We start from the raw sequence: 11,757 nt of genomic DNA, 5'->3' as shown, positions 1-11,757 counted from the left end.
CGATGGCGGAGCTGAGTCCCGCGTCCTCCGTATCACCGGATCCCCTTGTGGTGGCGGGCCGCTCGTTCGGGTCGCGGCTCATCCTCGGCACCGGTGGCGCGACGAGCCACACCTCCCTCGAGGCCGCTGTTCGCGCCTCCGGGACCGAGCTCGTCACCGTCGCGATGCGTCGCGTCCCCCGGGGTGGCGCCGGCGGGCTGCTCGACGTGCTCGCGCGCTGCGACGTCTCGCTGCTGCCCAACACGGCAGGCTGCCGCACAGCCCGCGAGGCGCTGCTCACCGCCCGCCTGGCACGCGAGGCGCTCGGCACCGACTGGGTCAAGCTCGAGATCGTCGCCGACGACCGCACCCTGCTGCCGGACGTCGTCGAGCTCGTCGACGCCGCCGACCAGCTCGTGCGCGACGGCTTCGTCGTGCTTCCCTACACGACGGACGACCCGGTCGTGGCCCGGCGGCTCGTCGACGCCGGGTGCGCGGCGGTCATGCCGCTCGGTTCGCCGATCGGTAGCGGGCTCGGCATCCGCAACCCGCACGCCATCGAGCTCGTCCGCGACGCGGTGGACGTGCCGGTCGTGCTGGACGCCGGCATCGGCACGGCCTCCGACGCCGCCCTGGCCATGGAGCTCGGCTGCGACGCCGTGCTCCTCGCCACCGCGGTAACGCGCGCGGAGGACCCGGCCGCGATGGCGGCCGCCATGCGTCACGCGGTGGTCGCCGGTCGACTCGCCCGCCTCGCCGGGCGGGTGCCCATGCGCCGGCTCGCTCTCGCTTCCTCCCCCAGCGAAGGCCTGGTCGAGCCATGACGCGCCGGGCTCTCGGTGCCCCGCGGGTGCTCGTGCTGACGGATCGGGCCCAGGTGCGCACGGGCAGTCGGCTGCTCGACGTCGTCGAGGCAGCGCTCGAGGGCGGCGCGGACACCGTGCTCGTGCGCGAGCGAGATCTCGCCGACGACGTACGCGCGGAGTTCGTCCGCGACGTGGCTTCCCTCTGCGCGGACGCCGCTGCGCTCCTCGTCGTCGCTGCACCGGCGCCCCCGGGCCTCACCTCAGCCGTCGGGCTGCACCAGCGCGGCACCGACCTGGGACGGGCGCCGGCGCCGATCGTCGGCCGTTCGTGCCACGGCGCCGCCGACCTGCTGCGGGCGGCAGACGACGGGCTCGACTACGTGACGCTCTCGCCGGTGTCGGCGACGGCGTCGAAGCCCGGCTACGGCCCTGCGCTCGGGATCGCCGGACTGAGGGCCTCCATCACGGCCGCTCACCGCAGCCGCACGTCGCTGCCGCGACTGCTGGCACTCGGCGGCATCGGCCCACACGACGCCGGGCGCTGGGTCACCGCCGGAGCCGACGGCGTCGCGGTCATGGGCTCAGTCATGCGCTCCGACGACCCGCTCGGCACGACGAGGGCCGTCGTCCGCGCCGTCTCGGCCGCGCTGCACGGGCGCAGGACCCGTCCCGAACCCGCCCCCCTCGCCCACCTCGGCGCGGGTGTCGATGGACGGCGCCGCAGATGAGCACGCCCCCCGTCGTGCTCACCATCGCCGGCTCCGACTGCGGGGGTGGCGCCGGCATCCAGGCCGACCTGGCGACGTTCGCCTCCCTCCGCGTCCACGGCACCAGTGCGGTCACCGCCGTCACCGTGCAGGACACGACCGGCGTCCATGCCGTCCACCGGGTTCCGACCGCCGTCGTCGTCGACCAGGTCCGGGTGCTCCTGCGCGACCTGGCGCCCCACGCGACGAAGAGCGGGATGTTCGGGGACGCGGAGACGGCCCGAGCCGTTGCCGCCCTCGCCGCCGACGGGCGCCTGCCCCGCCTGGTCGTCGACCCCGTTCTCGTCTCGACGAGCGGCCACGCCCTCGCCACGGACGACGTCCTCGCCGTGATGTGCGACGACCTGATCCCGCACGCAGACGTCGTCACGCCCAACACCGACGAGGCGGCAGCCCTGCTCGGCTGCTCACGGGCGGGCTCTCTCGAGGACCAGACCGACCAGGCCCTGCGGCTGCTCGAACTCGGGTGCGCAGCCGCCGTCATCACGGGAGGCCTGACCGAGGGAACCCGGCACGACGTGCTCGCGACACGAACCGGCATCCACGTTCTGACCGGCCCGGACCTCGTCACCTCGAACGACCACGGCACCGGCTGCACCTTCGCCGCCGCGGTCGCCGCCGGACTGGCACACGGACGCCCTGTCGAGAGGGCCGTGGGCGACGCCGGGGCGTTCGTCCGGAGCTGCCTCAGCGCAGCAGCCGGCTGGCAGCTGGGCCGTGGCCGCGGACCCGTCAGCCACCTCGCACCGACCACCACCGACACCAGAGGAGACTCCGCATGACCGACAGGCAGCCCGACACCGAGCCCGACACCGAGCCCGAGACCCGGCCCGCCGCCAGACGCAAGGTCCACACGCCGAGCCGGCCACACGGCATACCCGTGCCGTCGACCGAGGTCACCCTCTCGGGGGGCCACGCACCCTTCCACCTCTACGACACGTCGGGTCCCGGCAGCGAGCCGGAGGTGGGGCTACCGCCGCTGCGCGCGGACTGGGTGTCCGAGCGGGCCGACGTCGAGGCGTACGCCGGCCGCGAGCGGTCGCTCGCCGACGACGGACGGTCGGCCGTGCGCCGCGGTGAGGCGTCACGCGAGTGGCGCGGCGAACGCCGGGAGCCTCTGCGCGCCAAGGGGTCCCGACGCGTCACCCAGATGGCGTACGCCCGCGCAGGCATCGTGACGAAGGAGATGGAGTTCGTCGCGACGCGGGAGCGCTGCGACGTCGAGCTCGTGCGGTCGGAGGTCGCAGCCGGGCGTGCCATCATCCCGAGCAACGTCAACCACCCGGAGAGCGAGCCCATGGTCATCGGGCGCGCCTTCCTCGTGAAGGTCAACGCCAACATCGGCAACTCCGCCGTGACGAGCTCGATCGCGGAGGAGGTTGAGAAGCTGACCTGGGCCACGCGCTGGGGCGCCGACACCGTCATGGACCTCTCGACCGGCGACGACATCCACACGACCCGCGAGTGGATCGTGCGCAACTCCCCCGTCCCGATCGGCACCGTCCCGATCTACCAGGCCCTCGAGAAGGTCGACGGCGACGCGAGCCGCCTCTCCTGGGAGGTCTTCCGCGACACCGTCATCGAGCAGTGCGAGCAGGGCGTCGACTACATGACCGTCCACGCCGGCGTGCTGCTGCGCTACGTGCCGCTGACCGCGCAGCGGATCACCGGCATCGTCAGCCGCGGAGGCTCGATCATGGCGGGCTGGTGCCTCGCCCACCATGAGGAGAACTTCCTCTACACGCACTTCGACGAGCTCTGCGAGATCTTCGCCCGCTACGACGTCGCGTTCAGCCTCGGCGACGGCCTGCGGCCGGGCTGCACGGCCGACGCGAACGACGAGGCCCAGCTGTCCGAGCTCCGCACGCTGGCCGAGCTCACCTCTCGCGCCTGGGAGTTCGACGTCCAGGTCATGGTCGAGGGTCCCGGCCACGTGCCGCTCGACCTCGTCAAGGAGAACGTCGCACTGCAGCAGGAGTGGTGCCACGGAGCGCCCTTCTACACGCTCGGGCCGCTCGCCACCGACGTCGCCCCCGGCTACGACCACATCACCTCGGCGATCGGCGCCACCCACATCGCCTGGCACGGCACCGCGATGCTCTGCTACGTCACGCCGAAGGAGCACCTCGGCCTCCCGAACCGCGACGACGTCAAGACCGGCGTCATCACCTACAAGCTCGCCGCCCACGCCGCCGACGTCGCCAAGCGGCACCCGTACGCGCGTGACTGGGACGACGCCCTGTCGCGGGCCCGGTTCGAGTTCCGCTGGGAGGACCAGTTCAACCTCTCGCTCGACCCCGACACCGCGCGCGCCTTCCACGACGAGACGCTGCCGGCCGAGCCGGCCAAGACGGCGCACTTCTGCTCGATGTGCGGCCCGAAGTTCTGCTCCATGCGGATCAGCCAGGACGTGAGGAGGTATGCCGCCGAGCGGGGTCTCACGCACGACGTGGCCTCACGGGCCGGCATGGAGGAGAAGAGCCGGGAGTTCGTCGAGCTCGGCTCGACCGTCTACGTGGCCCCCTGACCCGACGACGACATGTGGTCAGCCCGGCTGACGGCGCCCGGCCGTCACTAGGCTGACCACGTGTCTCCTCGGTCGGTCATCAGCAGCGCCCGCCGCCTCGTCGTCAAGGTCGGCTCGAGCTCGCTGACCGGTGTCGACGGTGGCCTCGACCACGCCCGGCTCGTCGCCCTGGCCAACGCCCTGGCCCGCAAGCACCTCGACGGCACGCAGATCGTGCTCGTCAGCTCGGGTGCCATCGCGGCGGGCATCCACCCGCTCGGCCTCGCCACCCGGCCGCGCGACCTCGCGACGCAGCAGGCGGCGGCCTCGGTCGGGCAGGGTGCGCTGCTCGCGGCCTACACGCTCGCCTTCGCCGGCCACGACATCACGGTCGGACAGGTGCTGCTCACGGCAGACGACGTCACCCGGCGCACCCACTACGCGAACGCCCGCCGCACCCTCGAGCGGCTCCTCGACCTCGGCGTCCTGCCGATCGTCAACGAGAACGACACGGTCGCCACGAGCGAGATCCGCTTCGGCGACAACGACCGGCTCGCCGCGCTCGTCGCCCACCTCATCGACGCCGACGCCCTCGTGCTGCTCTCCGACGTCGACGCGCTCTACGACGGACCGCCGAGCCGGCCCGGGGCACAGCGCATCCCGGTCGTCCGCGGCCCCCATGACCTCGTCGACGTCGAGATCGGCGGCACCGGCTCGAAGGTCGGCACCGGCGGCATGACGACGAAGATCGAGGCCGCTCGCATCGCCACCGCTGCCGGGGTCATCACCTCGGTCACCGCCGCCGACCGGGTCACCGAGGTGCTCGCCGGCGAGGACGTCGGCACCGTCTTCCTGCCCATCGGGGTGCGCGGCCGCTCCCGCCGGCTGTGGCTCGAGCACGCCACCACGGCCCGCGGTCGACTCGTCATCGACGACGGCGCCGTCACCGCCTTGGTCCACCGCAAGAAGTCGCTGCTCCCCGCCGGCATCACCGCTGTCGAGGGCAGCTTCCACGACGGTGACCCCGTCGACGTCTGCGCACCCGACGGCACCCCCGTCGCCCGTGGCCTGGTGAACTACGACTCGAACGAGCTGCCGTCGCTGCTCGGCCGCTCCACCCGCGAGCTTGCGAAGGATCTCGGTCCGGAGTACGAGCGCGAGGTCATCCACCGCGACGACCTCGTCATCCTCTGACGCGCCTGTCCGCCGAGAAGCCGAGTGGCCGTGCACCTCACGGTGCACGGCCACTCGAACGGTGGGTCGCTCAATGTCGACGCGACCTCAGTGGTGGGTCGCCGCCTCGGCGCCGTGGCCGGTGAGCGAGCGGACCTCCATCTCGGCGTACTTCGCCGCGTTGTACTCCTTGCTCGTCACGGTGCCGATGTAGCCGAGCAGGAAGCCGAGCGGGATCGAGATGATTCCCGGGTTGTCGAGCGGGAACCAGTGGAAGTCGACGCCCTGGAGCATCGAGGGGCTCTTCTTCGTGACCGGGTCGATCGCCTTGCCGGAGACGACCGGGCTGAAGATGATCAGCGTGATCGCGCTGACCAGGCCGCCGTAGATCGACCACAGCGCGCCCCGGGTGTTGAACCGCTTCCAGAACAGCGAGTAGAGGATCGTCGGGAGGTTCGCGCTCGCCGCGATGGCGAAGGCGAGGGCGACGAGGAACGCGATGTTCTGGCCGAGGGCGAAGATGCCGCCGACGATCGCGATGGCGCCGAGCACCAGGGCGGCGATGCGGGCGACCTTGACCTCCTCCTCCGGGGTGGCCCGGCCCTGCTTGACGACCGTGTTGTAGATGTCGTGCGACAGGGAGGCACTCGCCGTGATGGTGAGGCCGGCGACCACGGCGAGGATCGTCGCGAACGCCACCGCGGAGATGATGCCGAGCAGGATCTCGCCACCGAGCTTGAAGGCGAGCAGCGGGGCTGCGGAGTTCACGGCACCGGGCGCGTTCTTGATCTCGGCGGCACCGACGAGGTCAGCGGCCCCGAACCCGAGCACGAGGGTGAAGAGGTAGAAGATGCCGATGAGCCAGATCGCCCAGACCACCGAGCGGCGCGCCTCGCGGGAGGTCGGCACGGTGTAGAAGCGCATCAGCACGTGGGGCAGGCCCGCGGTGCCGAGGACGAGCGCCATCGACAGCGAGATGAAGTCGATCGGGTTCTTGTACTGCAGCCCGGGCTGGAGCAGGTCCTTGCCACCGGCCGACTGTGACGCCGTCGACGCGTCGCCGAGCAGGCTCGAGAGGTTGAGCCCGAACTTGCCGAGCACCCAGACGGTCATGACGCCGGCGCCGATGATGAGCAGCACGGCCTTGATGATCTGCACCCAGGTCGTGCCCTTCATGCCGCCGTAGATGACGTAGAAGATCATGATGACGCCGACGACGGCGATGACGAGGCGCTGGCCGACCGCACCGTCGATGCCGAGGAGCAGGGCCACGAGACCACCGGCACCGGCCATCTGGGCGAGCAGGTAGAAGAACGAGACGACGAGCGTCGAGATGGCGGCGGCGATGCGGACGGGCCGCTGGCGCAGCCGGAAGCTGAGCACGTCGGCCATCGTGTACTTGCCGACGTTGCGCAGCAGCTCGGCGACGAGCAGGAGCGCGACGAGCCAGGCGACGAGGAAGCCGATCGAGTAGAGGAAGCCGTCGTAGCCGTTGAGCGCGATGGCCCCCGCGATGCCGAGGAACGACGCGGCTGAGAGGTAGTCGCCTGCGATGGCGATGCCGTTCTGCCGTCCGGTGAAGGCGCGGCCCCCGGCGTAGTACTCGGCGGCGCTGCGGTTGTTGCGCGACGCCCGGATGACGATCGCCAGAGTGACGACGACGAACAGCGCGAAGATGCCGATGTTGATCGCGGGGTTGCCCACGGTCGTCGCCGCGGGCGCGATCGAGGGGACGGACGTGACGAGCGCGCTCACTGGTGCTCTCCCATCTTGCGGGCGAGGGCCTCGGCCTCGGGGTCGAAGACGCGGTCGGCCCAGCGGGCGTAGACCATCGTGATCACGAACGTCGACACGAACTGCAGGAGCCCGAGGATCAGGCCCCACGTGACGTTGCCGACGACGCGGGTGCCCATGAAGTCCCTGGCGAACACGGACAGCAGGACGTAGAGGAAGTACCACGCGAGGAACAGCGCGGTCAGCGGGAAGACGAACTTGCGGAACTTGGTCCGCAGCTGGGCGAACTCGGCGGAGTTCTGCATGGCGACATTGGCGTCGTCCACCACGCGCTCTGGAGCTTCTTTGCTCACTTGGCCACCTCCGGGGCGGTTTGTCGTGACGGCCACGCGGCCGGCGACACCCAAGGTAGGAGCGCAGGAGGCCCACCGGCAGCCGCAGCACCGGCGGCATCGCCCAGTGGCGGCGACGACTCGCCGTGCGCGGGCTCAGCCGCGACGAACGGTCGTTCCCCGGCGACGAGCGGTCGGCTCCCCGCTCCCGTATGCCGTGTGCGGCGCCCCGGACGACGCCGCAGTTCCCGGGTCGGCAGGCTCTCGCGCGTCGCTCGGACCGTGCGGACCGGACACCTCGGCGGAGGTCGTGCCGGTGCGGGCGCTGCTGCGGTTCCAGCGTTCCGGGTGGAACGAGCCGCGGTTGAGGTCGATGTGCTCGGGCGCGTGGAGCCGGACCATCGTCTGCGACACGTGCTCGGGGGTGCGCGACCGCGTCGCGAGCGAGACGAGGACCATCGTCGCGAACGACAGCGGCACGCTGACGGCCGCCGGCTGCGTCATGACGACGCCGAACCACCCGTCGCTGCCGTGGCCGAAGGTCGTCGACAGCACCGCCCCCATGGAGAGCCCGCCGCCGACGAGCAGGCCGGCGATCGCGCCGGTCGCGGTCAGGCCGCGCCACCAGATGCCGAGCAGGAGCATCGGGCAGAAGGTCGACGCGGCCACGGCGAAGGTCAGCTCCACGGCCCGGGCCACGGGCACCCCGGCCGCGACGAAGGTGAGCCCGAGCGACACGGCGACGACGACCACGGTCGAGATGCGGAACGCGCGAATTCCCTGTCGGTGCCCGCTTCCCCATCGCACGAGGTCCTGGCTCAGCACGCCTGCGACGGAGACGACGAGGCCGGTCGACGTGGACAGGAAGGCGGCGAAGGCACCGGCTGCGAGCAGGGCGGTGAGCCCCTCTGCGAGGGGTCCGTCGAAGACGCGGCTCGGCAGCTCGAGCACGACGGAGTCAGCACGCCCGGCGGCCACGAGGTCGGAGGCGAACCAGCGCCCGAGGGCGCCGTAGGCGACGGGCAGCAGGTAGAAGCCCGAGAGGATCACCAGCACCGCGAGCGTCGTGCGGCGCGACGCCCGGCCGTCGGGGTTGGTGTAGAAGCGCACGACGACGTGGGGCAGCCCCATCGTGCCGAAGAAGGTGGCGAGCACGAGCGAGTAGGTGAGGTAGAGGGCGTTCTGTCCCCCGAGGGGCTCGACCCAGTCGGCGACGAACACCGTGCCGACGTCGGGGCCGCCGGTGCGCGAGCCGACCGCCCCGAGGAAGAAGAAGAGCGGCGTCAGCAGCGCGAACAGCTTGAGCCAGTAGTGGAACGCCTGCACGAGCGTGACGCTGCGCATGCCACCGGGCAGCACGTTGAGACAGACCACGAGGGCGACGACGAGCTGGCCGGCCCAGGACGGCGCCCCGGTCAGGGTGCGCAGGGTCAGGCCGGCGCCCTGGAACTGCGGGATGAGGTAGAGCAGCCCGATGGCGACGACGAGCAGGCTCGAGACGCGGCGCGCGACGACGGACTCGAGCCGCAGCTGGGCGAAGTCGGGCAGCGTGTAGGCACCCGAGCGACGCAGTGGAGCCGCGACGAAGACGAGCAGCAGCAGGTAGCCGGCGGTCCAGCCGATCGGCAGCCACAGCATGTCGACGCCACGCGCCAGGATGAGGCCAGCGACGCCGAGGAACGATGCGGCGGAGAGGTACTCGCCGCTGATGGCCGACGCGTTGAGCACCGGGCTGACGCCACGCGAGGCGACGTAGAAGTCGCTCATGGTGCGCGACAACCGCAGCCCGAACGCCCCGACGGCGAGCGAGGCGATCGACACGAGGATGACGGCGACGATGCTGGCCGTGTTGGTCACGGCCCGCTCCCCCGTGTCGGCGCGGCCACGCCGCTCACCGACCCTCGAGCAGGTCGCTGAAGGTCGCCTCGTTGCGCTCGGCCCGCCGCACGTAGAGCCATCCGAGCGTGATGATCTCGGCGAACGCCACGACGGTGAGCAGCAGCCACGGCAGGGGCACCCCCAGCACGTCGACCCGCCCGATCTCGGGGAAGAGGTGGAACGCGAGCGGGAGCAGCCCCAGCGTCGAGGCGATGACGAGCAGCACGCCGAGGGCCAGGCGCAGCTGGCTGCGCATGAGCGAGGTGATGTAGACCTCACCGAGCCGCGTCTGCTCGTCGATCTCGGAGGCGATCGAGACCGTACGCGTGCGGGCGGCCGACGTGCGCGGGCTCGTCACCCGCACCCTGGCACGCGCTGCCCCGGCGGGGGCCGGGGCGGGGTCGGCGGCCGGCCGCTCTCCCCCGCCCGGCGGCATACGGCCGGGGGTGGTGTCGTCGCTTGCGCTCACGACCCGCCCCGCCCGAGCGGCTGCGCGCGACGCACGAGCAGGTCGCGCAGGGCACGCGTGTGGCGACGGCTCACGACGAGCTCGTGGCCACCGACGACGACGGTGGTGCGGCCCGCCTCGGTGCGCCACTCGCTGATGTGCCCGAGGGCGACGAGCGAGGACCGGTGGATGCGCACGAAGCCCGCCTCGCGCCACTGGTCGGCGAGCGTCGACAGCGGCACGCGCACGAGGTGGCTCTCACCGGCCGTGTGCAGGCGCGCGTAGTCGCCCTGGGCCTCGACGAACAGCACCTCCGAGCGCGGCACGAGACGGCTCACCCCGCCCAGCTCGACGACGATCTGCTCGTCGTCGTCGGGCTCGGCCGTCGTCCCACGGCCGTGCACCTGGCGCACGACGCGCCGCACCGCCTGGTCGAGCCGCTCGTCGCGCACGGGCTTGAGCACGTAGTCGACGACGTTCAGCTCGAACGCGTCGACCGCGTGCTGCTCGTGGGCGGTGACGAAGACGACAGGCGGCTGCGTCGTGAAGCGTGAGAGCACGCGAGCGAGGTCGAGGCCGCTGAGCCCGGGCATCTGCACGTCCATGAAGATCGCGTCGACCTGCTCCTCGTGCAGCACCCGCAGGGCCGCCTCGCCCGAGCTGGCGGGCACGACCTGGCGCACGCACTCGTGCCGGCCGAGCATCCAGACGAGCTCGTCGAGCGCGGGAGCCTCGTCGTCGACGGCGAGCACCCGCAGCAGCTGGTTGCCGTTCGGCGCGGACGAGGTGGCTGTGCTGCTCACACGTGCACCCCCGGTCGGAACTTCGGCAGGCGCACGACGACCTTCGTGCCCGCGCCGGGCGCCGTCTCGACGACGAGCCCGTAGTCGTCGCCGAAGGCCGTGCGCAGCCGCTCGTCGACGTTCGCCAGCCCCACGGAGTCGCTGCCCGGGTCGCCCGCGAGCACCCGGCGTACGCGTTCGGGGTCCTCCCCGACACCGTTGTCCTCGATCGTCACGACGCACTCGTGGTCGACGTCCTGCGCGAGGATGCTGATCTGGCCCTCGCCGGCCCGGCCCTCGATGCCGTGCTGGACGGCGTTCTCGACGAGCGGCTGCAGGCAGAGGAAGGGCACGACGACGGGCAGCACCTCGGGCGCGACGCGGACCGTCACCGTGAGCCGGTCGCCGAAGCGGGCCTTCTCGATGACGAGGTACGCCTCGATCGAGCGCAGCTCCTCGGCGAGCGTCGTGAACTCGCCGTGCCGACGGAACGAGTAGCGGGTGAACTCGGCGAGGTCCACGAGCAGCTCACGCGCGCGCTCGGGGTCGGTGCGGGTGAACGAGGCGATCGCGGTGAGCGAGTTGTAGATGAAGTGCGGGCTGATCTGCGCGCGCAGGGCCCGCACCTCTGCCTCCATGAGACGGGTGCGCGACGCGTCGAGCTCGGCCAGCTCGAGCTGACCCGAGACCCAGCGCGCCACCTCGGTGGTCGCGCGCACGAGGCCGGCGGAGGCGTTGCCCGTGAAGACCTGCAGGGTCCCGACGACCTTCTCGTCGACGTCCAGCGGCGCGACGATCGCCTGGCGCACCACGCACGACGGTTCGGCGCAGGCCACGTCGGCGCCGTCGACGACCGTCGTGCGGCCGTGACCGAGCGTGCCCGCGGAGATCACGGCCGGCTGGTGCGAGTGGTGCGAGCGGCCGCCGTCCCAGGCGAGCAGTCCGTTCGTGTCGGTCATCGCCACGGCCGGCGCGCCGAGCAGCGAACGCAGGTGCTTGAGCGAGCGCTCGGCTGCCGTGGGCGTCAGGCCCATCCGCAGCGGCGGCGACGCGAGCAGGGCGGTGTGCAGGGTGCGGTAGGTGGCGCGGTCGGCCTCGGTGCCGAGGTGACCGCGACGCCACAGCGCGCCCCACGAGCTCATGCCGACACCCTAAGGCGCGACGGCCGCCCCCACCGTCGAGTGGGCACTTTGCCGCGCTCCCGTCACGTCGAGTGCTCACTTTCCGACCTGGCGGATTCAGGCGGTGGGTGCAACACCGTTGATGTCGTGCTCGGAGAGTAGCCGGTCGAGGACTTCGGCCGGGGTGGCCCACTGGTGGCGTTTGCGGGGTCGTCGGTTCATCTCGGAGGC

The 11,757-nt window shown here is 71.9% G+C and carries 11 protein-coding genes; 5 read left to right on the top strand and 6 right to left on the bottom strand.

What is annotated here, in order from left to right; genetic code table 11:
• Window positions 1–2 precede the first annotated feature (2 nt).
• The 5 genes from ACXR8F_RS12385 to proB are packed head-to-tail and all read left to right on the top strand — an operon-like array spanning window position 3 to window position 5,252.
• The gene (locus tag ACXR8F_RS12385; protein WP_458800839.1) at window positions 3–803 is read left to right on the top strand and encodes a thiazole synthase; all 801 of its coding nucleotides are present in this window, start codon (window positions 3–5) and stop codon (window positions 801–803) included.
• Window positions 800–1,513 carry a thiamine phosphate synthase gene (locus tag ACXR8F_RS12380; protein ID WP_458800837.1) on the top strand — a complete coding sequence of 238 codons (714 nt, stop codon included), beginning with the start codon at window positions 800–802 and terminating at the stop codon, window positions 1,511–1,513. Before ACXR8F_RS12385 ends, ACXR8F_RS12380 begins: the two co-directional genes overlap by 4 nt.
• A complete protein-coding gene (gene thiD, locus ACXR8F_RS12375; protein ID WP_458800835.1) occupies window positions 1,510–2,334 on the top strand; it encodes a bifunctional hydroxymethylpyrimidine kinase/phosphomethylpyrimidine kinase in 825 nt (274 codons plus the stop codon). The genes ACXR8F_RS12380 and thiD overlap by 4 nt, the downstream gene beginning before the upstream one ends.
• Window positions 2,331–4,079 carry a phosphomethylpyrimidine synthase ThiC gene (gene thiC, locus ACXR8F_RS12370; protein ID WP_458800833.1) on the top strand — a complete coding sequence of 583 codons (1,749 nt, stop codon included), beginning with the start codon at window positions 2,331–2,333 and terminating at the stop codon, window positions 4,077–4,079. Before thiD ends, thiC begins: the two co-directional genes overlap by 4 nt.
• Window positions 4,080–4,139: 60 nt before the next feature.
• A complete protein-coding gene (gene proB, locus ACXR8F_RS12365) occupies window positions 4,140–5,252 on the top strand; it encodes a glutamate 5-kinase (RefSeq protein ID WP_458800831.1) in 1,113 nt (370 codons plus the stop codon).
• A gap of 87 nt (window positions 5,253–5,339) precedes the next feature.
• On the opposite strand, the gene ACXR8F_RS12360 is transcribed toward proB, so the two are convergent.
• The 6 genes from ACXR8F_RS12360 to ACXR8F_RS12335 form a co-directional block, all read right to left on the bottom strand.
• Window positions 5,340–6,986 (bottom strand): solute symporter family protein, encoded by a 1,647-nt coding sequence (locus ACXR8F_RS12360; protein ID WP_045190327.1) that lies wholly within the window; start codon window positions 6,984–6,986, stop codon window positions 5,340–5,342.
• Window positions 6,983–7,270: a DUF485 domain-containing protein gene (locus ACXR8F_RS12355; protein ID WP_458801088.1), complete on the bottom strand. Its 288-nt coding sequence runs from the start codon at window positions 7,268–7,270 to the stop codon at window positions 6,983–6,985. The genes ACXR8F_RS12360 and ACXR8F_RS12355 overlap by 4 nt, the downstream gene beginning before the upstream one ends.
• 183 nt (window positions 7,271–7,453) lie before the next feature.
• A complete protein-coding gene (locus ACXR8F_RS12350; RefSeq protein ID WP_458800829.1) occupies window positions 7,454–9,154 on the bottom strand; it encodes a sodium/solute symporter in 1,701 nt (566 codons plus the stop codon).
• Between the two features lie 34 nt (window positions 9,155–9,188).
• On the bottom strand, window positions 9,189–9,644 hold the full coding sequence (locus ACXR8F_RS12345; RefSeq protein WP_458800827.1) for a hypothetical protein: 456 nt from the start codon (window positions 9,642–9,644) through the stop codon (window positions 9,189–9,191).
• Window positions 9,641–10,426, bottom strand: a complete 786-nt coding sequence (locus ACXR8F_RS12340; RefSeq protein ID WP_458800826.1) for a LytR/AlgR family response regulator transcription factor — start codon at window positions 10,424–10,426, stop codon at window positions 9,641–9,643. Before ACXR8F_RS12340 ends, ACXR8F_RS12345 begins: the two co-directional genes overlap by 4 nt.
• Complete coding sequence (locus ACXR8F_RS12335; protein WP_458800824.1) at window positions 10,423–11,547, bottom strand: sensor histidine kinase; 1,125 nt, start codon at window positions 11,545–11,547, stop codon at window positions 10,423–10,425. Before ACXR8F_RS12335 ends, ACXR8F_RS12340 begins: the two co-directional genes overlap by 4 nt.
• Window positions 11,548–11,757 lie beyond the last annotated feature (210 nt).

Source organism: Terrabacter sp. AAH1, assembly GCF_054456855.1.
The sequence above is the reverse complement of the archived record's forward strand: the minus strand, read 5'-3'. Positions and strand labels throughout refer to the sequence as shown.